General features: G+C 59.0%; 16 protein-coding genes and 1 pseudogene. 8 read left to right on the plus strand and 9 right to left on the minus strand.

Annotation, left to right across the window (positions count from 1 at the left end; all coding sequences use genetic code 11):
- Positions 1-62 precede the first annotated feature (62 nt).
- From HCN58_RS02100 to coxB, 5 genes are read right to left on the minus strand one after another with little or no spacing between them, the layout of a single operon-like run.
- On the minus strand, positions 63-995 hold the full coding sequence (locus tag HCN58_RS02100) for a cytochrome c oxidase assembly protein (protein ID WP_171577707.1): 933 nt from the start codon (positions 993-995) through the stop codon (positions 63-65).
- Complete coding sequence (locus HCN58_RS02105) at positions 983-1336, minus strand: hypothetical protein (RefSeq protein WP_171577708.1); 354 nt, start codon at positions 1334-1336, stop codon at positions 983-985. The genes HCN58_RS02100 and HCN58_RS02105 overlap by 13 nt, the downstream gene beginning before the upstream one ends.
- Positions 1333-1932, minus strand: a complete 600-nt coding sequence (locus HCN58_RS02110; RefSeq protein ID WP_171577709.1) for a cytochrome c oxidase subunit 3 — start codon at positions 1930-1932, stop codon at positions 1333-1335. The genes HCN58_RS02105 and HCN58_RS02110 overlap by 4 nt, the downstream gene beginning before the upstream one ends.
- A complete protein-coding gene (gene ctaD / locus HCN58_RS02115) occupies positions 1929-3848 on the minus strand; it encodes a cytochrome c oxidase subunit I (protein WP_171577710.1) in 1920 nt (639 codons plus the stop codon). Before ctaD ends, HCN58_RS02110 begins: the two co-directional genes overlap by 4 nt.
- Positions 3845-4855, minus strand: coding sequence for a cytochrome c oxidase subunit II (gene coxB / locus HCN58_RS02120; protein ID WP_171577711.1), 1011 nt, complete (start codon positions 4853-4855; stop codon positions 3845-3847). Before coxB ends, ctaD begins: the two co-directional genes overlap by 4 nt.
- A gap of 710 nt (positions 4856-5565) precedes the next feature.
- Between coxB and HCN58_RS02125 the strand changes: the two genes are divergently transcribed.
- The 4 genes and pseudogenes from HCN58_RS02125 (at position 5566) to HCN58_RS02140 (ending at position 11429) form a co-directional block, all read left to right on the plus strand.
- Positions 5566-6243: a trimeric intracellular cation channel family protein gene (locus HCN58_RS02125; protein ID WP_171577712.1), complete on the plus strand. Its 678-nt coding sequence runs from the start codon at positions 5566-5568 to the stop codon at positions 6241-6243.
- A 684-nt stretch (positions 6244-6927) separates the two neighbouring features.
- Complete coding sequence (locus tag HCN58_RS35520) at positions 6928-7206, plus strand: tautomerase family protein (protein WP_235983298.1); 279 nt, start codon at positions 6928-6930, stop codon at positions 7204-7206.
- 24 nt (positions 7207-7230) lie between these two features.
- Positions 7231-7712 (plus strand): annotated as a pseudogene (locus HCN58_RS02135) (YybH family protein).
- 1284 nt (positions 7713-8996) lie between these two features.
- Positions 8997-11429, plus strand: a complete 2433-nt coding sequence (locus HCN58_RS02140; protein WP_171577990.1) for a bifunctional diguanylate cyclase/phosphodiesterase — start codon at positions 8997-8999, stop codon at positions 11427-11429.
- Between the two features lie 800 nt (positions 11430-12229).
- On the opposite strand, the gene HCN58_RS02145 is transcribed toward HCN58_RS02140, so the two are convergent.
- Complete coding sequence (locus HCN58_RS02145; protein ID WP_171577713.1) at positions 12230-12964, minus strand: YbaY family lipoprotein; 735 nt, start codon at positions 12962-12964, stop codon at positions 12230-12232.
- 498 nt (positions 12965-13462) lie between these two features.
- Here HCN58_RS02145 and HCN58_RS02150 point away from each other — a divergent pair, with 498 nt between their 5' ends.
- On the plus strand, positions 13463-13921 hold the full coding sequence (locus HCN58_RS02150) for a TerB family tellurite resistance protein (RefSeq protein WP_171577714.1): 459 nt from the start codon (positions 13463-13465) through the stop codon (positions 13919-13921).
- Positions 13922-14236: 315 nt separating this feature from the next.
- Entirely contained in the window at positions 14237-14959 is a 723-nt protein-coding gene (locus tag HCN58_RS02155) for a tellurite resistance TerB family protein (protein ID WP_171577715.1), read from the plus strand.
- A 724-nt stretch (positions 14960-15683) separates the two neighbouring features.
- On the opposite strand, the gene HCN58_RS02160 is transcribed toward HCN58_RS02155, so the two are convergent.
- From HCN58_RS02160 to HCN58_RS02170, 3 genes are all read right to left on the minus strand, one after another.
- Entirely contained in the window at positions 15684-15893 is a 210-nt protein-coding gene (locus HCN58_RS02160; protein WP_235983299.1) for a sodium/glutamate symporter, read from the minus strand.
- Between the two features lie 61 nt (positions 15894-15954).
- Positions 15955-18117, minus strand: a complete 2163-nt coding sequence (locus HCN58_RS02165; protein WP_171577716.1) for an alkyl/aryl-sulfatase — start codon at positions 18115-18117, stop codon at positions 15955-15957.
- A 231-nt stretch (positions 18118-18348) separates the two neighbouring features.
- On the minus strand, positions 18349-19362 hold the full coding sequence (locus tag HCN58_RS02170) for a SphA family protein (protein ID WP_171577717.1): 1014 nt from the start codon (positions 19360-19362) through the stop codon (positions 18349-18351).
- Positions 19363-19680: 318 nt separating this feature from the next.
- On the opposite strand from HCN58_RS02170, the gene HCN58_RS02175 reads away from it, so the two are divergent.
- Positions 19681-20436, plus strand: coding sequence for a carbonic anhydrase family protein (locus HCN58_RS02175; RefSeq protein WP_171577718.1), 756 nt, complete (start codon positions 19681-19683; stop codon positions 20434-20436).
- 372 nt (positions 20437-20808) lie between these two features.
- Positions 20809-23997 carry an ABC transporter substrate-binding protein gene (locus HCN58_RS02180; protein WP_171577719.1) on the plus strand — a complete coding sequence of 1063 codons (3189 nt, stop codon included), beginning with the start codon at positions 20809-20811 and terminating at the stop codon, positions 23995-23997.
- The last annotated feature ends 225 nt before the right edge of the window (positions 23998-24222 follow it).

Raw genomic sequence — 24222 nt, forward strand, 5'->3', positions numbered from 1 at the left:
ACGAAGTCATGGTCTTGTGCATCGGCTAAGCTCCAGGTGAAAAGCGCTCCGTTTGAACAAAATCACTGGACCAACGTTCCTGTTCCGGACAGCCTCGCGGCTGCAGTCCGGCTTGAACGCGAGAGCCAGCGATGCGCGAAAAAAAGCCCGGCGCAGGTATAGAGCGTCCCCATCGGAATCCACATCACCAGTCCCGCCAGTTGCTGATCTTCGAGCGGCGTCAGGCCGAAATCGGCCGCTAATAATCCCTGCTGCGGAAACCAGACGCGCGGTGAAAGCGTAAGGAGGGCGCCCAGCAAGCCGGAGTGCAGCACGGTGACGAACAGACAGGCCACGCTGATACCGTCCCGAATCCGCATGCTGCGTCCAGTTCCGCGTCCGTAGAAGAGTACCCACCAGAACAACAGCGCTGTAAGGAAAAAGGTGATGTGCTGCAGGCGGTGTGCGGCCACGTTTTCGAGGGCAAGCCGGTAGAAGGGCAGCGCATGCCAGAGCCAGAGGGCAAGGCCATGGAGCGCCGTTGCGGTGACAGGATGGCTGATCGCACACCAACAGGCTCCGATCACGCCTGATGTGAGGACGCGGCCGGCGGCGGGCCGCCATCCTCGCGGCAGGCTCCATAACATGGCGCCGTTGATGCGGGCGTAGGCCATCAACGGCGCCGAGACCATCATCATCAGCTCGTGCTCGATCATGTGCGCGCTGAACAATCGCTCCCCGAGCCAGTGCAGGGGAGAGGTGATGGCTAGTCCCAGCACCAGCCATCCCGTCCAGAAGGCTGCGACCTGGCGGACCTGTACCCCGTGCCCAAATCCTGCCGTTTGCCAGATCCGCTGCGTGCCCACATAGAAGCTGATGCCGACGACGTAGAGGGGAGTGAGCAGCCAGGGATCGTAGCTCCATGTGGAATTGAGTACGCCGGACAGGTCATGGGCGGTGGCTGGTGCAGCCGCAAGGACAAGCAAGAAGGTGGAAACAAAACTCAGCGCAGGCATGGATTTATCATCAGCGCCGCGGCCAGCTGATCGACGATAACCAGCGCAAATATGACTCCGGAGCCAAATCCCAGCCAGGCCATGAAGTTTCGCGCGCGTCCACCCTGCGCCTCCGCCCATTCCGCAGCCGCGTCGCGGCGGATCGCTCGAAACGACACTAGCGCGCCGAGCGCAGCGACGAGCGCCATCAGAACTGAGAGGACGACCGCCGGTGAGACTGCGGCATTGCAGGCTTGTGCTGTGATCGCATAGACGGTCTGCTGGTTCACAGCAAAGGCTGCTGGCCCGAGAGCGACGCCCGCCCAGTACAACGGGTTCCGATATGCATCGATCGCGTTCATAGCCGGGGTATCCAGTCCAGCAGAAGATAGAGCGGCAGCCACGCGATTACGACAAAGTTCCAATAAAAAGCGTTGTCGGTCACGTCGCTAAATCGCCTTGCAGTAGCGTGCCTTGTGAACATCAGAATGGTCAACACGATGGTATCGACGACATCAGTTGCAAGATGTGTGGTGTGGAGGCCGAGTACAAACCACACTACCGAGCCGTAGGCGTCCAGATCCCATCGCGTATTAAGGTGTGCGAAGGAGAATCCGCGGACCACCAGAAGCCCCACTCCGATCACTGACATGACGATGAGGCCGATCCGCACGCCGCGCAGATCGAGCCGATGCGCCACGCGGTTGGTGAGTTCGTTCGGAATGACGCTGAGAAGGAAGATGGCCGTTTCAAGCGTCCCGGGCCACAGATCGGGCGGCGCCGAACTGATCGGCCATTTCGGATTCACGGCGTACAGATAAAGATAGGCCGCGATGGCGACCGCAAATCCCATTCCTTCGAGTGCGATGAAGGCCATCGCTCCCCACCACGGCCCACTTTGCGAACCGAAGCCGTAGGTTGGAAGGTCATTGACGCTGCGGACGATGGTCTGCCTCACTCCTCGTCCTCCTTTGTGCCGCTCGGCCAGAACCAGCCGATCAGCGCGGCGGCGATCGGCGGGGTGCCCCAGACCACGGCCCACGGTGTAAAGATCGAGCCGATAAAGAATATTGTGGTGGCGATCGCAGTGAGCAGTGGCCAGATGCTCGGCTCCGGCGAGGATTCCCGGGTGTGCGGTTCGGCATCGGCGACCGAACTCAGCAGCACTTCGCGCCGCTCAACGCTTAATCCAGCAACCACCGGGAGATTGCCGGCGTCTGCCCAGAGCGGGTCACGATGCGTCACCACCGGGATTCGGGAGAAGTTGTACGGCGGTGGCGGCGAACTCGTCGCCCATTCGAGGGTGGAGGCGTCCCAGGGATTATCGCCCGCCAGCTCTCCGCGCCGCAGGCTGTGGATCACGTTGAAAATGAGCAGCACGAAGCTTGTCGCGAACACCACCCCGCCTGTGCTCGAAAGCAGGTTCAGATGATCCCAGCCCATTTCGGGCGTGTAGGTATAGACACGTCGGGGCATCCCCATCAGGCCGAGGATGTGCATCGGGAAAAAACCAATGTTGAAACCGATGAAGGCGAGCCAGAAATTCCAGCGACCAAGCCTCTCGCTGAGCATTCGGCCCGTGATCTTCGGAAACCAGTAATAGAGCGCTCCAATCAGCGGAAATACGGCGCCCCCGATCAGGACGTAGTGAAAGTGCGCCACGACGAAATAGGTGTCGTGGACCTGCATATCGATCGGGACCGAGGCGACCATCACGCCCGACAGCCCGCCCAATACAAAGATAGCAATGAAGCCGAGCACGAACAGCAATGGGGTGCGGTAAACCGGGCGGCCATCCCAGAGCGTCGCGAGCCAGCAGAAGATCTGCAGGCCACTGGGAACGGCGATCAGCATGCTCGATGCCGTGAACATGCTGGCTCCGAGCTGGGGCAGGCCGGTTGCGAACATGTGGTGCACCCACAATCCGAACGAGAGGAAGCCGGTGGCGATCAAGGAAAGAACGATCACCGTGTATCCGACCACCGGCCTCCGTGCGAATGTGGCCACGAGCATCGAGACCATGCCGGTGGCCGGAATGAAGATGATGTAAACCTCGGGATGGCCGAAGAACCAGAACAGATGCTGCCAAAGCAGCACATTGCCGCCCGATGCCGTGTCATAAAAATGGGTATTCACGAGACGGTCCAGGATCAGCGTCGTCGAGGCGATCATGACTGAAGGCATTGCGAAAAGGACAAGAAACGCGGTCACAAGCATAGCCCAGACGTAAATCGGAATGCGATCCAGCGTCATGCCGACCGCGCGCTGCTTGAACACGGTGACGACGATTTCAACCGCTACGGCGAGCGCTGCGACTTCAGTAAACGTAATCATCTGCGCCCAGACGTCGGCGCGTTTGCTCGGGTTGAATTGCAGACTGGACAACGGAACGTAGGCAAACCAGCCAATGTCAGGGCCTGCGTTGAACAAAAAAGAACCCCATAGGAAGCAGCCGCCAAACAGGAATATCCAGTAGCTGAACGCATTCAGCCGCGGGAAGGCGATATTGCGCGTTCCCACCATCAATGGGACGAAATAGACCGCAAAGGCTTTCATCACGGGTACGGCGAACAGAAACATCATCGTCGAGCCGTGCATGGTGAAGACCTGGTTGTACAGATCAGGCGACAGCAGTTTCCGTTCGGCGCCGGAGAGTTGAAGCCGCATCAGCACGGCCAGAATACCGCCGAGCGCGAGGAAGGCGAATGCCGTGAGGATGTACCGCTTGCCGACAACTTTGTGGTCGACGGTGGCCAGCCGGCCAAGCCAGCCCGATGGCGTATGCCATAGCCCAATCAGCCGGGCAGAAAGCTCGGAGTGATCCAAATCGTTGTCGCGCAGCTCTCGGTCGGGCGTGCTGACGAGTTCGCTCACTGCAGCTGCTCCAGATAATGGACGATCGCGATCATCTCGTCGGATTGCAGCGCCATTTTTGGCATAAGATTGCCGGGCTTGATGTGCTGCGGATCGGAAATCCAGGCGGCCAGATTGCCGGAAGTTTTGGGTAGCGTTCCGGCCGCGATCGTATCCCGGCTCGCGACATGGGTGAGGTCAGGACCGAACTGGCCGCCGGCAAGGGTACCGCGGATCGTGTGGCAGAGCCCGCAACCCCTGCCGCGAAACAATTGCTCGCCACGAATACCGAGCGGATCTCCGGGACTTGCCGCGCCCTGGTTCTGGTGATGGCGCCACCGGCTATATTCGTCCGGCGGCAGCGCTCTTACGGTAAAGGCCATGTGCGCGTGCTGTATCCCGCAGAACTCCGCGCATTGTCCGCGATAAATGCCGGCAGTCCTCGCCGTAAACTGGAGGGAATTCCGCTGACCGGTGATCAGGTCCATCTTGCCGGTCAGGCTAGGGACCCAGAAGCTGTGAATCACGTCGGCCGATTCCAACTCGACAGTAACCGGCTTGCCGACCGGAACCCGGATTTCGTTGGCCGTCGTGAAACTCAGATGCGGGCTATCCGCCTGATATTGGACTTCCCACCACCATTGATGTCCCGTCACCTTGATGGTCACCGGATCCGCCTCATTGGCGAACACGGTACGCTGGGCGCCGTAGCTGACGAACGAAAGAGCCAATACGGTGACCGTCGTCAGCAGGCCGGCAATCAGGACGACGCTGCCGGCGCGGCGTTCAAATCCCTCATGAAGATCGAGCGGCTGCTGGTTCTGCCGCTTGCGTCGAAGCATGCCGAAGAACAGGACCACCATCACGCCGATCCAGACCACGGCGGAAACGGCGATGAAGATCAAGAGGAGGCGTCTGATTTCGTCTGCCTGAGGCGCCTGAGCGTTGAATGACGATTGCCATCCCGTACAGGAGGCGAGGACGCAAGCTCCGGCGATCGCCAGACTCAATCTCAGCCAGGACGTCATTTTGGCCCAAACTCGGTTGCACCCGAGCGCAACCCGGTTGAGCTACAAAGGTTCCAACCACCAGGAACGCTCCTTCAGGTCCCGTTTGCCTCCTGAATCCGCCGGCTTCGGGAGCAGCCAGAAACAGTATGGTGAGAGCAATTTTCGAAACGCTCATTGAAACAGTTGAATGCGGATTTTGATTCCGCCGTTCGGAGGTTCGATCCCTCCCGCCCCAGCCAATTGAAATTACCCAGCAATCGGCGCTCTGTTCAGGAGCTTCATTCTGAACGGGTTTCTCCTGCTCTCATCGAACTTAGGTGCGCGTTATCCTTTGTTTCTGCACCTAGCGTCATGAGATACGGCGCGTGGATCAATTGGTACAGGTCGACTACGTGCTCGTCGTAGATTGGGATATTGACGCGTGCAATTTGGACAATCTGAGAGATAGGATCGTATCAGTTTCGAGCTGAAATCGCTTTCTAGGCGAGCAGCACTGAGCCAGCCGCCGCAACTCTATTGCGGAGCCGGCAGAATTGAACCTGCAACGCGGTGGTTCGCGTCTCAGATTGTTAGGGAGGTGTCGATTCGGTCTTCGCCACGGGTCGCCGCTGCCACAGAGCCATAACCCAAATGTTCGGGTAGGGCGTTCGAAGCGCTTCCCGCTACCAAAGCTGCGAGGCGCGGATTTGTAGAGTACGATTTCACCTCACGTGGGGCCGGCGACCGCAATGAACACGCTCCTGTTGGTGCTCGATCTAATCGGGACCTTTGTCTTCGCACTTAGCGGAGCGAGCGCTGCGGTCAAGCGCCGGCTCGACGTCTTCGGCGTTCTGGTGCTGTCGTTCGTGGCGGGAAACTTCGGAGGTATCACCCGCGATCTGATGATTGGCGCGGTTCCGCCCGCAGCGATCAACGACTGGCGATTTTTGGCCGTTTCGCTTCTTGCGGGCGTGCTCACCTTCTGCTGGTTTCCAGGCGTAGATCGGTGGCGCAACTCCGTCCTCCTGTTCGACGCTGCAGGACTGGCGCTCTTCGCCGTGTCCGGCACACAAAAGGCGCTGGCCCTCGGCTTGAATCCGGTCATGGCAGCGCTGCTGGGCATGGTGACGGGAATAGGCGGAGGCATGGTCCGCGATGTCCTCGTCGCCGAGATTCCCACTGTGCTGCGTGCCGATCTTTACGCCGTTGCGGCTTTAGCCGGTGCGGCGGTGGTGGTTGCAGGCAGCCTGCTGCATACTCCCCCAACCGTGACGACGATTGCCGGAGCCGCACTCTGTTTTGGACTTCGCCTGATGGCGATCCGCCGTGGCTGGCACTCCCGATTGCCTGTCCTGGCAAGCATTTCGACAAAGAGCCTTGAGCTGCAGGACAGGATACGGGGCCGGAAGCAAGGCGGTGAAGATTGAGCGTGTTGCCGACTACTCAATTCTCGACTTGTTCCGAGAAACGCAACAACGCATCGGTTTCGTTAGTCGCGAGACCCGAACATGGCATCCCGGATTAAAATGACAGGATGCTTGATTGCGGCCGCGCGCGCATTAACGGGAGTTAGCCGCGAGGATTTCGCGGAAGCTGCGGGAATGCCGGCCGAAGCCATAGCCCTGACAGAGGCAAACGGCAGCGCTTGGCTCTATTCAGAGGGCGACGCCTGTGAGCCGCGCCTTCGAGAAGTTTGGAGCCGGGGCCGTCGAAGAGGTTGGCGATGTGGGAGCTGGTGTCCGATTGAAATTTACTCGCCAGGACGTCAACAGAGCAACCGACTGGAAGGCGAAGGCGGAATCGTTCGTTCGGACGAGGCCACCCGACGTCTGGTGATGGAATGAACTGCGCAGCGCGGCTGGAAACGCCCGCGTAAAATCCGATGTCAGAGAGAGCGGTTTGCTTGTTGGTCTGACAAATTCGATTAGCTTTTCCCAAATGCATTCACGTCCGCCGGCACGTCTCGCTTCTTGCCGCGGAGTCGCCCCAGCTCGTGATATGTTCATAGCCAATTTGTAACTCGGACAGAGCGTTCGCGAACCGCGCGAGCGCTGACGGCGTGAATGAGGCAACACAGGGTATCCGCGACGAAATCCAGGCAAAGAAATCACATGCCACTGCTTCGATTGGATATTTTAGAAGGCCGCAGTCCCGATCAACTCAAGGCCCTCCTGAACGCGACGCACAGTGCTCTTGCCGCGGCGTTTCGGATTCCCGAGCGCGATCGCTGCCAGATCGTACATGAGCATCCGGTTTCCCGAAGCGCGACGATGAGAACTGGCTCAAGCACAGCGTGTGCTGGCCGCGCCCGGCTCGATTACAGGCCGGTACATCTGCAGCCACTGTCGAACGAGGTGCAGGCAATTCCGCCCAAGGAACGGGTCTATTGAGAGTTCACAACAGGGAGAAACACCATGACCGCAAGATTGACGGAAGTTACGGAGCGCGAGGCGCGAGGCGGCAGCGGGGATGCGCTCGACGCATTGATCGATTTTTACAGAGCCTTCAACGCGCGTGACCTTGGCGGGCTTGCGGCGAACTGGGAGCAGGGCGACGCTCCGAGCATGGACAACCCGATGGGCGGCATCCGGCGCGGCTGGAAGCCGATCAGTGAAGGCTACATGAAACTGTTCGGTGGCCCCGCGATCGTCCAGGTAACCTTCCACGGTTTCACCAGCCAAGGCGGCGACGACTGGCATTGTTCGTGGGGCGCGAGTTCGGCACGTGCACGACTTCCGATCGGAAGATAGATGTTCGATTCCGTACAGCGCGCTGGTTTACACGGCGAAACGGCACCTGGCGGCAGCTGCACCACCACGGATCGATTGAGGAACCGGGGATGCTCGCCGCTTACCAGAAGACGATTCTCGGAGCCGCGCTGGGCGAGGCTGCCTGACTGGCGACCTCGACCAATTTCCAATCGCCTCCCGTCGACTCCGATTTGCAACCATCGTCCGTAAGCGGCCATGGCTTCGTCTCTGGGGGAGAGCCCATGGTATCAACGGCATTCGTCGATTCATGCACATCCCTCTCTGGACATTGGCTATCTGCACGTCCCGCTCGCAGGTTCTCAACCGGAGGGAGCTTGTTCCCACGACCGGAATGCAACCCGCTGCTTAAGCTCCGATTGCGAAATTGCCGCCAACTCTACGATCGCGTGGGGAGATCGTAGTCAGATCTAAGCCAAAGAAGTAGCTTGAGGACAGCTGAAGCAGCACGCGTCGCAACGAAGCGGGGCGTTTCTGGTGCGCTGGCCATCGGGGCTGTGATATGAAAAACAGCTAAGCCGTTGATTGCTGGTGGGCCCGGCAGGACTCGAACCTGCAACCGGACCGTTATCAGCGGCAGACTTCAATCGGGTTCGTTGATTTTGCTGTGCTTTCGTTTGATTTCGATGGCGTTTGTTGTCGTTCGGCGGGGTTGTTTCTGGTGCGAAACTGGAGCGGTTTGAGCCTGTAGCCGAAGGGCCGAGACGCCTCTAGGCGGCTCGGTGAGCGCAGCGAGGAGAGCCTGGCGCCGGAGGCGTCAGCCTCCTCACCCAACATCTTTGGGGATTCTATCGGGGGCTCCTGCTCAGCAGCACGTTGGCCGCAGCGCATAAGCCAGTCATCCTCACGGGGTCCTGTGCCGAAGGAGAGATCGGCCTGCGGCAGCAACAAGATCTCGATCCTCCAGTCCCGAACGACTTTCATCCCTATCCGGATGTGAGGCGGGAAAGATCAATCGACCTTTGCGCGAGGCCCAGTCAGCCGAAGTGATCGATGGTAATGGATGCGATCATCTGCTGCGGCAGCAGAAGAGTGATCAGCGCCGCGGGCCCGAAGCTGGTTCGCGACACGCTCCAAAGGTCTGATAAAGATCGCGCCAAACGACCCACCGCTCCAGGCCCACCAGCGAATGCGTGCCACGATTTCCCTGACGGGACAATCCTGATCACACAGTCGCAGAGTTTGCCGAGGAGGCGCACAAGACCGCCAGCGCCTGGCCTATCCAATCTTCGGACAAGTGACGACAATCAACGAGTTTCTGGGGCGCTCGGACCGGTTACCGACGGGCAGTTCGCTGAAAAGAAACCATAGCGTCAGTTGTGTAAGCCTTATTCAGGATTGCGCAAGGCCGATGGCTGCACGGTCCAGCAGAATTGAAAGTATGCAAGATATTTTACCGGGGCGTTATCTCGATGTTTACCATATACAACTGCATCGCTTACGAGCATGACCTGCGACTGGTGGTGCTGGCAGCCGCTGTATGTGCACTCGCGTCCTTCGCAGCAATCAACTTTCTAAATCACGTCCGCAAGACAACTGGCTATATGCGCGATATCTGGTTGTGCGTCGCCGCCACCGCGAGCGGCTTCGGCATCTGGGCGACCCACTTCATCGCTATGCTTGCGTACTCGCCAGGCATTCCAAGCGGATACAACATTATCCTTACCCTACTGTCGCTCCTTGCGGCGATCCTGCTCACCGGCGTGGGTCTTTCAATCGCGTCCGGAACTAGAGTGCCTGCCGGGCGCTGGATCGGGGGGGCGACGGTCGGCGGCGGCATCGCGGCGATGCACTACACCGGAATGGCAGCCTTCGAGATCGCCGGACGGATTCAGTGGGACGCCGCTCTCGTTGTCGCTTCCATAGCCCTGGGTGCCGCAATCGGAGCGACGGCGCTGCCCGCCGGCTTGCGCGACGGGTCGTTGAAATGGAAGGCCATCGGGGCGATGCTGCTCACGCTGGCAATCTGCAGCCATCATTTCACCGCCATGGGCGCGGTTTCAATCATCCCGGACCCGACAGTCGCGGTGTCGGAAATGGCAATCCCTGCCGGCTGGCTTGCGCTCGGCGTCGCGCTCGCGTCGCTGGCGATCCTGTTCCTCGCCTGCGCAGGCCTGGCGCTCGATATCCGTGAACGCCATCGCGCCGAATTGGAAGTCGATCGCATGCGCGGACTTGCCGATGCTTCGGCCGAGGGATTGTTGGTTTGCTATGGCGACAAGATCGTTTCGATCAATTCAAGCCTGACGGAGCTGACGGGTTATGTCCCCGACGATGTAATTGGGAAATCGCTGGCGATCTGCCTGCCCGAGGAGTCTCTCAGGCACAGGCTGGTCACGAGGCCACGGGAGCGCGTCGAGGCTGAGTTGCGCGATGTCAACGGCCAGTTCATTCCTGCTGAATTCATCCTTCGCACGATCGATTTCGCCGGTCAGCCGCATCATGCAATCGCCGTCCGCGATCTGCGTGATCGGAAGAAAGCCGAGGAACATATTCATTTCCTGGCGCACCACGACGCACTAACGGGCTTGCCTAACCGAAATAGCTTCAATGCCCGGCTCGACCACGAAATCGAGGTGCACCAAGTCTCGGGTCAGTCATTCGCCGTGTTCTGTCTCGACCTTGATCGCTTCAAGGAAGTAAACGATCTATTCGGTCATGCGGCCGGTGACGCGCTCCTGAAGAGGGTTGCGAAGTGCGTTACCGCCGTTCTCGATCGGAGCCAGATGATGGCGCGGCTCGGTGGCGATGAATTTGCCATTATCGCAACAAATCTCTCGGGTCCTTCGGCGGCGGGCCGCATCGCCGAGAGTATCATCGACACGCTGCGGATCGAAAATGAATCATCGACCACGGCCTCGTTCGTTTCCACCAGCATTGGCATCGCGATTTTCCCAAACGACGCCCAGGACGGACGGGGTCTTCTCACCCACGCAGATACCGCGCTCTATCGCGCCAAAACCGATGGTCGCGGAGTTTATCGCTTCTTTGAAGCCGAGATGGGCATTGAGGTGCGAGATCGGCGCATGCTGGAACGCGATCTTCGCAGCGCGATTGCACGCCATGAGTTTGAACTGGCTTATCAGCCGCAAGCCCGGCTTGATACGCGCGAGATCGCGGGCTTCGAAGTTTTGTTGCGGTGGCGCCATCCGCAGCGCGGTCAGGTTCCACCGGGCTTATTCATTCCCGTCGCGGAGGAAAGTGGTGCGATACAGCACATTGGCGAATGGGTGCTGAGGCAGGCATGCCAGGAAGCCAGCGGCTGGACTAACCCGCTCAGCGTCGCCGTGAACGTCTCCGCGATGCAACTGCACAATCCGCAGTTTACACAACTCGTTCACGAAATCCTTGTTCAAACCGGGCTGAAGCCGGGACGGCTTGAATTGGAGATCACCGAAACCGCGCTGATCCGCGATTTCAATCGGGCGCTGGCGACATTGCGTCAGCTCAAGGCGCTCGGGGTCCGGATCGCAATGGACGATTTCGGGACCGGTTACTCGTCGTTGTCGAACTTGCGGGCATTCCCGTTCGACAAGATCAAGATCGATGGCTCATTCATCAAGTCGGTCCAGGCCAACGAGCAGGCGGCCACCATCGTTCGGGCGGTGCTCGGCATTGGGCGCGGGCTCAAGCTGCCGGTGTTGGCGGAAGGCGTTGAGACGCGCGAGGAACTCGGTTTCTTGGGTGCCGAGCTGTGCGATCAAGTTCAAGGATATTTGGTGGGGAGGCCGGCCGATATAGCTGGTTTCCGTTACCTCACACATGCCGCGGAGAGCGCACGCGATCTCGACTTTCCTCTACCGCATGCCAGAGAGAGCGTTGCGCTGAAAATCGTCGATCGTTAAGGGGATGAACGCGACAGACCGTGACGATGTCTTGCACCATACCGTCGGCAAAATATTTCTGCTCCGGGTGTCTTGAGCGGTACGCTCGCCGCCAATGCGCGACAATGCTGGAAACGATTTCGGCGCTGTAACCGGAACAACGCAGCAGGCGGTTACTACGTACACAGATTGACTTGACCGACTGCACGTCGCTGTCCTTACCGTCATCAGGCCTTGGAGTTCGGCGATCGGCGGCGCATTCTTGGACTGCTCTACCCATGACTGAGGACAAGCCCGGTTATCTCTGCCGGGCTTTCCTTTCGTGCGTGTGCGGCTTGCATGTTATGCTGCCGCTCCTTCGATTCGGCTAAACCGGCCGGATGGCGTCTTTCGTCATCGCCATCGGCAAACGCGAACTCGCTTGACGATCCGGCGACCGTGATAGCTGCGCTTGATGACCGTGCGCGTCGTGCAGACCCTTCGAGGGTAGCGACGATCCTGGACAGCCATTGCGTCCGAAGACGCAGTTGCGCCAGCAGGTGGCGGAGCCGGAAAGGCAATTGCCGGCGCTGACGCGAAGGGGCTCAAGCCAAGCTACGCGGCAGCATGAAGCAGAGGGCGAGTGTCTTCATAATGGTTCCTCGTTGATGCCCCCGAGAAAACTAGCGGGCGAACTTCAACTGGCCATGAATGGCTCGGTTCCAGCAGACGTCCCCCTGGCGAGGTCTCGCGGAAGCGAGCGCACTACGCGGGGAGGGGGAATCAGCAAGAAAGAACTTCTCACCGTGTTGCGCCAATCTCGCGTTCCGCTCCCCCGAACCTCACGCGGACACCTCGGCGAAGAGCGCGACGCGCTTGTCTCCATCGTCGAGCAGAATAAGCCTGTGTTCCTGCGTATCCACGCGAAAGCGTCGCGTGGCTTCAAGCGCCTGCTGGAATTTGTCTTCTTGCTGCATCGCCGCAGGCGCGCAGGACATTTTCGTGGACGTCAACTGGCGAAAGCTGATGCGCTCACCATCGATGATGGCCTTGCCGCGAAAACGATTACAGCCGCCGCTTCCGGTAACGACACCATCGGGGGCGATCTCCAGGATGGTCTGCAGCCGGTCGATGACGCCACCTCCAAGAATATCCTCGGCCAGCCATTTGCCGACTATCGATACAGTGTGCGCCGCCGTGGCCTCGATCCGGCGCACCAAGATACGTGTGCTGTTGCGGCCGCCGGCGAAGACTGCGTGATGCGACGCATTGATGAACAGGAGACGATCGCCGTCGAAGATGCGCGCCTGCAGCGCGTAACTGTGGTCGAGGTTGATTTGTTGCCGGTCGAATGACAGGCGATAGGGAATTGGGCCGCCGGTGGCGCCGCGGATGCGGTCTTCCGCAATCACCCTGGCTGGCGCGTCCGGCAGCGAGACGTCGAGGAGTTGCACCAATACGAAGGCATTGGGCGGCAGGGCCATGCTTTCGCGATAGTTGACGGTTCCGCGCAACACCGTGATGTCGGCCGAGGCTGATTCCGTCGACAACAGCGCCGCCGTTGCGACCAATGCCACGACTTCGCGCCGGGATATTCTCATCTTCGTTCTCACTGCCTGGGATAGGTCACGTCGCTGAGGCCAGGAAAATAACCTGCTTGTCAGGCCTTGGCAGCGGTTGCGAATGTCGCACGTCACGTCAACTTGCGTCGTAAGTTTGCAAAGCTGTCGCGATTCCATCGCGATCAGGAATTTGTGGCGAATCGCCGCAGCTTCTGCTTTTCAAGTAACCGCGGACGAGTGCAGCCCTGCGATGTTTGCGCGACAGGTGGTCGCAGATACCTTCCATCGTCTTGATTTCAACTAGCTCCTTTCTAGCTGTAGCCATAATAATCGAATCCGGGCCCCTCTGACGAGGACGTCGAATCAAATCGGCCAACCTCGTGATGTCGGATCACCAATCCCGTGCCAGACGCGATGGATCGGCCGACCACAGGGCCCAGAGATGTCATCTGCCTGATCAGGCGATTCGGAGCTCCGGCGCGCAAGTAGCGGCCACGTTTGAGGAGCAATACGATGCCGAGCACGGAACCACGCGCCAACATCCGACACGAGATCATCGATCCCACCGAATGCGATCAACAGGCAGCCGCCGCCCTCGTGACAGCGGCAGCTCTGGTTGCCATTGCCGACAGACATGTAGACACGATTGAGCGCGAAGAAGTTGTACGCTACATCAATGATCGGCAGCTTGTCCCCACGATCGCAACGTCCTGTATCGACAGTTTGTTCGACGAGCGCACACGCCGCCTCGAGCAGCTAGACTTTGCAGACTTTGCTATCGACGTACTTCGGCCCGTCTCGGGACTGTCTCTCGCACCCGATGTCATCGAGATTGCAGAGCGAGTGGCCGCAGCGGATCGTTACCTTCATTCGCACGAGCTGCAGGCAATCAGGCTCATTCGGCTCGTCACGATGTCCCTTCCGAAGTCGAAGGTCATGAGTTGCTCTCGTGGATCACCGAGAAGCGAGTAATCGCTGCCGTACTTGCTGGATCCCGGATCTCTGTCATGACTGGTTTCATCATCACAGCCGATGCGCTGACGATACTGCTCCAGGTGGTCCTAATTGACCTGGCACTTGCAGGCCCATGAAATCGGCAAGCGCCACGCTTATCGCAAATGGAATGGCTCATTGAGGAGATGATCCGGACCGTGTTCCTCGATTCTTTCAAGCTGGGCCGCTCGCGTTTCAGACTCGCGCATTTCATTGCTGTGAAGACCATGCTGAGCGCGTCGAAGCCGAACGTCCTTTCCTTACATCGTCAACGGATCACAAGAGGAGCAGAGAATGGACCCGAGCAAACTACTCGAACAATTCCTCGGCGACAATGCACAGGGAATGCTGCAGCAAACCGGCAGCAAGGCTGGGCAGATAATGGACCGCATGGGCGGTCTCAGTGGGTTTGCTGGCGGCGCAGCGGCCGAAGGCCTGCTGACGCTGCTGCTCGGCAACAAGAAGGCGCGCAAAATGGCTGGCGGGATCGTTGGCTACGGCGGTGCTGCCGCGCTGGGTGCGCTCGCTTACAAAGCCTACGAGAACTGGAGGCAGGGCCAGAACGCCGCATCGGCGCCGGTCGCGACCCCTTCCGACATCCAGCAGACGGATCCCGCGTTTCTGCCAGCGGCGAGACCTGCCGCCAACGGCCAACCGTTCGAACTCGCGCTGGTGTGCGCGATGATCGGCGCCGCCAAAGCCGATGGTCATGTCGACGGGACGGAACAGAAGCTCCTGTTTGAGCAGGTCGACAAGTTGGACCTCGACGCCGAGGCGAAAGCCTTTGTCTTTGATGCGTTGGCCAAGCCGGTCGACATGGCGGAAATCGCAGCTGCCGCACAGAGCCAGGAACAGGCAGCCGAGCTCTATCTCGCCTCGCGTATTGCGATCGATCCGGACCAGGCAGCTGAGAAAGCGTATCTCGAGGCGCTAGCGCATCGGCTGAAGCTGCCGGCTGAGCTGGTCACCCATCTCGATCGACAGGTCCTTGCCGCGCTGCCGGCACCTGCTACCTGAGCTGGTTGTTTTCAAGCCTTATTACAGCCGCCGAACTCAGGTTTATCTTTGACTTTCGCGACATTGATCATGTCGCGATTTGGACGGCGGGCCTTTCAGTATTCAGCTACGGGAGCGCAAGAGCTATTTGGCTGGCCATGCGAACACAGTCATGCGGAAGACTGAAGAAGGCAAGAGCGGTAGTGTTCCCCTGACTCGAACCCATTTAACCCTTTGGTTCGTCGGAGCTGCCCGAATTTCGTACGCGCTTTCCGACCTAGTCTAGTCAGCGGCTCTATCGGAAGTCTCCGCGCTGGAGCGTCTCTCTTCCCGGTCGGCGCGCGCAGCCCGCCTCCTCATCGAGGGCTGCTTTTCATTTGGAAACGGCTCCCACCCTATTGAGATTGCTGGGGCCTGTTTTGAGCATTTTTTCCAAATGCGTCTTGAAAATGTTGAATAATCAAGCAGATTTTGATTCCGCCATTCGGAGGTTCGATCCCTCCCGCCCCAGCCAGCACTTAAGCTGCTGAGTTCGTTGTGTAAGCACCTCTATTCCGCCAAGTTTTTTGGGCGCGTTTGGAAATGGAGCTTCTAATGCGCGAGGTGAAATGGCTACCCACTGTCATTCTCTGGTCATGACCAAGTGAAGCCTGCGGTTTCACCCATGCCTCATTTGCGCCAAGAACGATATGTCGTGTTATGATCAGTCACACGGCTGCGAGGAACAGCCGGACCACGAGCGCATTCACAACATCGATGAAAAACGCCCGACAAGGGGCACGATGAGGAATGCTACGTGCGATCGACCATAACGTTGGGTCACCGTATTCATGTTGGACATGGCCGTGGGGGTCGCGCCGAGGCTGAAGCCTATGAAGCCGGCGGAGACCACCGCAGCATCGTAATTGCGTCCAAGCACCCGGAAACAGACAGCCGCAAATGGGACTTCACCCAATCTGATCTCCCGCATCGCGCGGCCGCCAAATGCGGGCAAAAAGAGCGTCGCCCGATCGGGACTATTCGGCCAAGAATTCTGGCTCGGGCTGCTCGAAGGGATCAACCTGTGCGCTCTGGAGCGGCGTCGCCCCCTTCACTGTGCCGGGCATAAGCTGGAAGGCAGGATTGAACTGCACCACAACCGAGCGCAAGTCAGCTAGCGCCTTGAGATCTCCGCTAAGCTTCGCCTTTCCTGAAGAAACCAGAGCGTCGAAGCTTGATTGTCCCGCCATGACTGTTTCGAGATCAGAGCGGTTCAGAGTCATGGTGAGATCAGGGTTCTTGGCCTGCCGTCCTTTGATATTTGTAAGGGTGGCATTGCTCATCTCGACAAGGTATTGCTCGTTAACATCCGGCATATCGATGTTGATGATGAACTTCATGCCTTCGGCCTTCTTGCTGTCCACACGCACGCCCAGGAAGTCCAGGAAAAGTCCAGTGGTCATGGCGCGAACGACATCCGGACCGGAAGACTTCAGTTTCGCGCCAGGCTGATACCCGTCACGCAACTCTTTCGCTCCGGCCAGAAAACTGTTGCGCAGACTGGGAGATTCGTACTGATAGCCGAGTTGCTCGAAAGTATCGGCGAGCAAATCCTTGGCGTCCTGATTATTCGGTTCGGCATAGACGAGCTTGTTGATGATTTCCATGCCATGGCGGTACATGCCTCGATCGAAGAGCTCGCGACCCTTGGCCATGATCCTGCTCGCACCGCCCATCATCTCGACATAGAGCGGGGCTGAATCCGATGGTGACAGCGGCGTCAGCGTAGCCGGATTGCAGTCCCAGTAACCGATATAGCGGTTGATAACCGCACGCGAGTTGTGAAACTCAGAACCGTGATACGAACGCGCGTACCATTTGTTCTGCAGGCTCTTCGGCGCTTGGTAGACGTTGTGCACCTCGCTGATCGTTACGCCCTGATTGGCAAGGAAGAGCACGTAGTTGTTCAGGTGAGCATATGTATCGCGTTGCCCGCGCAGAACCTCCTGAACGCGGGCGTTGCCGAAGCGCGGCCAGGAGTGGGAGGCGAACATGACCTCGGCTTCCTGGCCGAAGCGCCAAAGCGCCTCGTTGATGTGCTTTGACCACGCAAGGGCATCGCGCACCATCGCGCCGCGCAACGTGTAGATGTTATGGATTGTCGCTGTCACATTCTCTGCCGACCAGAATGCGCGCCATTGCGGAAAATAGGTATTCATCTCTGCTGGCGATTCGGTGCCCGGCGTGTTTTGAAAAACCATTGCAACGCCGTCTATCGTTAGCTCCTCGAACGGCAGCTTGATCTCGATATCTGGCGCAATCAGGCCGACGCTACCCGCCGCGGTCGTCTTGCCGATCGCTTGATCGACGTGGCCATAGGCGCTTGCGGGCAGAACTGCACCATACTGGTAAGCCATGCGCCGGGTCATGGCATTCCCCGCCATGACGTTTTCCGAGACCGCGTGTTCGAGAAAGTGCTCGGGAGCGATGATCTTGACCTTCCCGCTCCTCACGTCAGCTTCATCCACTACGCCCCGAACTCCGCCGAAATGATCTCCATGGGCGTGCGAGTAGACCACCGCAACAACTGGGCGGCTGCCAAGCCTCTCATTTATGAACTCGAGGGCTGCCTTCGCGGTCTCCTTGGCGGTAAGCGGATCGAAAATGATCCAACCGGTGTTCGACTTGATGAAAGAGATGTTGGAGAGATCGAAGCCACGCACCTGAAAGATCGCACCAGGCACCACCTCGTAGAGCCCGTAGCCCATGTTCAAGATTGCCTGGCGTTGCAGTGAGGGATGAATGCTGTCAAAGTCCTTTCCCTGAAGCAGGAAATCGTATTTCCCAATGTCCCAGGCAACGTGGCCGGCTTCCGCTTTGATCTGCCGGTACAGCGGCGCCGCGATGAAGCCCTTTTTTGCCTCCTCGAAATCGAGCTTGTCGTCGAATGGCATTGAATTTCGCAGGGCATTCTGAATGTTGATGGTGTGAGTTGAGGGCGGCTTGCCCTTGGGGTGATAGTGATCTGGTGCGGAGGCAACCGCTTGAGCCGACGACTGCTGGGCACTTGTTGGGATGACGCCAAATGTGGATGCAGCGGCCGCCGCGGTGCCTGCCAAAAGAAGACTGCGCCGATTCACGAGGTGGACCACATCGTCCGTCTCGAGGCTCGAATTGCCGGCAACTTTGTCAACGCCCATAGTGTCCTCCTGTCGCACACCATTGTTTGTGACGCCCAAATCGGATGGCCGCTCGTCGCAGGGTTAGGATGAACCGCAGTGATCAAAGTATCAAAGTAGAGCCTCCGCAACGGCTCGATCGGCGCGGGTCTCTCCGCGCCCTTCAATGAGTGGTCGCCTCCAATCGGCAATCGGAAAAGGGTCTATCGACGAAAATGGCGATGCGCACTTGATGCGCTCCAGCTACGAACGCTACTTGTACACCGCCGGAGCTCGCGACGGCGGTGCACCGGGTGTCGGCGGCGAGATCACGAAGGAGAGCCACACGTTCCAGCCTTGCGGTCGATTGTCGGCGGCGAATTCGTAATATCCCTTCAGGTTGAGATATCCCTGCATCTCGCCAACCGGAAAGATGTATCCAATCTGAGGCCCCGCGGCGGCTACGCGCGATCGGAAGCAGCCAATCCTGTCGCCTCCGCCGCTGTCGCATCCTACCTGCTCGTACAGATATCCGACGAGCCCGACGTGAACCTGTTTGGACAGGAACTGAGACGCGCCCCAGTCGAGATGAAAGTCGACGCCGCTCTGGTAGTCGGTGGTCGGATTTTTGAAGTTGTAGGTGAACCCCGCGACCGCCGAAAGCTCATGGCCTTTCGTCGGGTCGAAGTATGTGTAGCCCGCGCCGGCGTCGATGGCGCCGTGGCCGATGCCGACATTGGACAGGCGGCTCGCATCGTAGGCGCCCACCGGAATGTCTCCTCTCGCATAGACCATGAAATTGTTGACGCCTTGATTCCATTTCAGCGTCGCCATCGGGTAAAGATCGCCGACGCTCGTAAGCTCGTCGCTGTTGCTGATGGATCGCATGAAGGTGAACGGGCCGACCATCGCCGTCAGCGTTCCGTTAATTGAGGTGCTTGTGCGCCCGAAAACGCCGGTCATGCTCACGGCCGCCTGTCCTCCCAGAACCGGCGTTGCAAACGTGTAGGTTGGAGTGAGGAGGAGCAGATCCCCGGTCGCCTTGAGGTTCGCCGCAAGGTTCGCGGTGACGCTCGGGGTGAATTGGCCAATCGTGATCTCACGCGCAGCCGAGACGTTGGCGCCCGCAGTCACCGACGTGTGGTAATAGGTCGATACGGCGGATAATCCGGGTACGGTCGGCACCGCAGCCAGGCTTCCAAACGTTCCTGGCAGCCAGAAGCTGATCCCGTCCTCGTCCGCGCTCGCAGGATCGATCGACCCCAGAACGGCCATGACGACGATCATGGCCGCGGCTCGCGGCGAAAATGCTCGACGACGGAAAAAGGCCGGACACAGAAATTGTTGAACGCATTTCATCGGGCTACCCCTCAAGGGGACCGACCAATCGCTCAATGATGCAATCTCTCGTGGTGCGGGGCAAGCGGTAAAATGGATTAAACTTCCGATTGTGCGATTTGGGCCACGTCCGATATGTAAGTGGAACGTACCTACCCCATGCTGATTGCATCTTGGTCTCGCTCCGCGCTTTGTCGGTGTCATGGGCCTGGGTTAGTATTTCGCCTCGCCGCATTTGTTCAAAAATGCAATTTTTTGGAGAGAGGGATGCCGGTGGATCACAAGTCAGGACATCATCAGGGCTGCAGTTGTTTCGGCCGCCGGGATTTTCTGAAGATCGCGAGCGGAGCGACCGCAGCCGCATTCGGCGGTGGGGGCGTGCTTTTCGCGGATAACGCCCGCGCGGACGCTCTTACAAAAGAACTGCGCGACAAGTTGACCCCTGACCAAATCATCCAGGCCATGAAAAGCGGAAATGCGCGCTTCCGGAGTGGCGAAAGGAAAGAGCGCAACTATCTTCGCGAACAGAAGGCAAGCGCCTCGGGACAATATCCCGCGGCAGCATTGCTCTCTTGCATCGATTCGCGTGCGCCAGCCGAGGTCATCATGGACCTCGGCATCGGCGATATTTTCAATTATCGGGTCGCGGGTAACGTTGAAAGCGCGGATATTCTCGGCAGCCTGGAGTTCGCCTGCAAACTGGCGGGTGCCAAAGTCGTGCTTGTCATGGGTCACACCGCCTGCGGTGCAATCACGGGCGCCATCGATAACGCCGAGTTGGGCAATCTCACTGGATTGCTCGCCAAGATCAAACCCGCAGTTCAGGCAACAGCCTATACGGGCGAGCGCTCGGCGAAGAACTACGCCTTCGTGGATGCCGTTGCGCGCAAGAATATCGAGATGACCGTGGCCGCTATCCGCAAAGACAGCCTCGTTCTGGCTGAGCTGGAGAGTAAGGGTAGCATCAAGATCACCGGCGCCATGTACAACCTCGAAACGGGCGCCGTGGAGTTCTTCGGCTGAAGCTTGTGATGCGGTGGAGCGGGGCCGCCTCGAGAAGATTTGGCTTGTGTCGGCTGTCGCGACCCGAATGGCTGGTACTCTCATCACTGCGGCTCACGATAGTCCGCGAAGTGACTGCACTCGATCAGAGGGTTTGGGCCGGAAACACTGACTTGGGTACTAAGCACTCAGAGCTACCCTTTTGCTGCAGGGCTACGTTCCACGCGAGCCCGGCTTGGTAAGGACTCCTGCCCAATTGAAAAGCCAAGGATGACTTTGAAGGACAACCGAAGCTTGATAAGCTACCAACTGCAATCACTATCTTGAATTGCGTCAAAACTGAATCGACGGGCCTTGCCTGCGAACGGCTGACATATGAGCATAGAGCTCGACATGTCCGCAGCGCGAAGATTGTGTCAGGGGCGCGGCGTCGTGTTCGCGTTTTGCCTGATGGTAGGGCTTGTGCTTTTTTCGCTCGCGCCGGCCTTCGCGCTCGATCAAGTCTCGCTGCAACTCAAGTGGAAACATCAGTTCCAGTTCGCGGGCTATTACGCCGCGGTCGAGAAGGGATTCTATCGGGATAGCGGCTTGGAGGTCGACGTTCGCGAGGGCGGCCCCGGCGTCGACGCGGGCGCCGAGGTGGCCAAAGGAGCTGCCGACTTCGGCGTGTGCACGACCAGCGTACTCGTCAACAGCGCCATGCGTGCGAACAACGTCGTCCTCGGCGTGATCTTTCAGCACTCTGCAGCGATCATCCTGGTGCCGCACCGCGCCGGCATCCATGTGGTCTCTGAGTTGAAGGGGCACCGCCTGATGGATGCTTCCGGTAGCGACGACATTGCGGCGATGCTGAAGCACGAAGGGGTCGACTACGCGAGCCTGCCTCGCGTCACCCACGCCGGCGATCCGCGTGATCTGCTCAGTGGCAAGGCAGGTGCGATGGTGGCCTACAGCACCAGCGAGCCCTATCTTTTCGAAGAGTACGGCACGCCATATTTGTTCTTCTCGCCGCGCGCCTATGGCTTCGATTTTTACGGCGACAATCTCTGCACCTCGAAGCAGCAGGTAGCGAAGCATCCCGAGCGGGTACGGGCGTTTCGCGCTGCAAGCTTGAAGGGCTGGGCCTATGCGCTCGCCCACAAGGAGGAGATTGTCGACCTGATACGACGCAACTACTCCACACAAAAAGATCGGAAGGCGCTGCTGTTCGAAGCGGCGCGGACGGAACTGCTGATTCGGCCGCATCTCATGCCGATTGGCCATCAGAGCATCGAGCGCTGGAAGGCCATCGCCCAGGCCTATGTCGACATTGGAATGTTGAACGAGGCGAAGCTTCCAGAGTGGCTGATCTATGTGTCCGACGATGGAGGGTGGCGAGCACAGCTGAAAGAGCCGCAGCTATGGGGTCTGCTTGCGCTGGCAATTGTCTCCATACTGGGCTTGATCGGCTACCGCCGGAATGCTCGCGTGTTCGGCGAATTGCGGCTTAGCGGGGTGATGTCGGGATTGTTCGTCCTTCTCAGCATTCCCGTGCTGATCTTCATCCTGGTCTACAACTACCAGCAAAACTCCGCAGCGATCAATGCGACGTTGAACGACGTCGTGACCAAAACCAAGCAGGCCAGCATCGAGGACGCAGGAAACCTCATCAATCCGGTTGCAGCCACGCTCGAGTTGCTCGCGACGGTCGCCGCGCAGGATCCCACGACTTTTAAGCAGGAAGAAAGCCGGGAGCTACTCTATCGGGCGCTCACGTCGGCACCGCAGATCGATGCGGTTTATGTCAGCCTGGAGGACGGCTATCATCGGGTCGTGACCCGGATCGATGACGACCGCAGGCGAGCCGACTCCAAGATTCCAGCGTCGGCGAACTGGCATTCGAGCTATATCGACAGCTTTGCTGGATCCCCACGGCGCGTGCGGCACCGCACCTTCTTCGATGCCTGGCCTCGCATCGTGGGCAATTACGACGTCGATACCATACTCGACATCAGGACTTTGCCCGGGTACCAAGCCGCGAAGGAGGTCAGGGCGCTGATCGTCGAGGAGCCCTCGATCAATCCGGATACCGGCTACCCCATCATCTCCGTCAGATTTCCGATCGTCAAAGACGGCGCATTCATTGGCTGTGCCTCGGCGAATATCACGCTCAATGTGCTGTCGCGGTTTCTCACCAGTCACCGCGCCAGTGCTCGTGGCACGACACTAATAGCCAATCCGGCCAACCGGACGATCATCGCGGCGCCAGACCTGCACAAGATCGTCCGAAAGCAGGACAACAGAGTGGAAATTGCTAAACTGGACACCATTGCCGACGAAAACGTGCGCGAAGCCTATCGGCTGCACAGTGAGACAAACAGCGACGACTTCCTGTTCCGCTCGCCGCAGAACGGCGAAGAAATCAGCGCGTCGTTTACGCCGTTTCCGGGCAGTTTCGGCAAGCCGTGGGAGGTCATCACCCTGACGCCGACCGACGACTTTGTCGGCACCCTTAAACGAACGAACCGCCAGATGATCGTGCTGATCACGGCACTGACTGGCATCGAGCTGCTGCTGATCTACGTGTTCTCGCGGCGATTGTCGCGCCCGATCGAAGGCGTGTCGCGGGAATTGCGGCTAGTCGAGGATCTGACGTTCTCGCACGCGGCCCCGGCATCATCCAACATCAAGGAGATCAAGGAGCTGCAAACCGCGGTTTCGCTGTTCGAGACCTCGCTGCGCTCATTCTCTTCGTTCGTGCCACTGGACGTGGTCCGCAAGCTGATCAAGACTGGAACCCCGCTGACGCTCGGCGTCGAAGAGCGCTTCCTGACCGTGCTCTTCACCGACCTGGAGGAGTTTTCCGGTCTCGCTGAACATATGGCGCCCAACGATCTGCTCGCACAGCTCTCGGTCTATTTCGAAGCTGTCTCGCACGCGATCGCCGAGGAGTCCGGCACCGTCGACAAGTTCATCGGCGACGGCATCATGGCGTTCTGGGGCGCTCCGGTCTATCGCGACGACCACGTGCTGCGTGCCTGCTGCGGCGCGATGCGCGCCATGCGAAGGATGCAACTGATCAACGTGGACTGGAGCAGGCAGGGGCGACCGTCCTTGCATCTCCGCATCGGCCTGCATTGCGCGGATGTGCTGGTCGGCAATGTCGGCTCCAGCGAGCGGCTGAGCTACACGGTGATGGGAGACGGGGTGAACGTCGCGGCCCGCCTGGAAGGCATCAACAAGACCTTCGGTACCGCGATCTGCATCAGTGACAGCGTGGTCGAGGCCATCGGGCCAAGTATCGTGGCAAGGCCGATCAAGAAGGTTCAGGTCAAAGGTCGCAAGCGGGAGTTCATGATCTACGAGCTTTTAGGCATCAGGGCTAGCGATGATCCCGAGCTGAAGGCATCGGACGATGCGGTGAGACTGTGCGAATTGACGTTGAAAGCTTCATTGCACTTCGAGCGAGGCGAATTGGATCACGCCGCCCCCCGCTACGACGACATCCTGAGAGCCTTTCCGGACGATGGTGTTGCAAAATCAATGCTCGCCGCGTGCCTTCCGCCGGCCGAGGCCACGACGATCGCGGCGCCAGCAAAATGAGCCGTAGAGGAAAATCCGCGTGTGACGCGACCGAGCGCGCCAAGTGCACCTCCGGGATTTGAACCTGCTTCGCTCGTTCATGGCGATCGGCATTTGCCCGGATCGGCCCGGCGTCGCGCTATAACTGCCGGAAAGGCCAAGCTCTGCTTGCAGACTGAGTACGGAAGTTGCGGCCGGTACTTCGGCGACTGGTTCGTCTCGCAAGGTCGCTTTCATTTGGAAATA

The organism is Bradyrhizobium australiense, from assembly GCF_013114825.1.
GTDB classification, from domain to species: Bacteria; Pseudomonadota; Alphaproteobacteria; order Rhizobiales; family Xanthobacteraceae; genus Bradyrhizobium; species Bradyrhizobium australiense.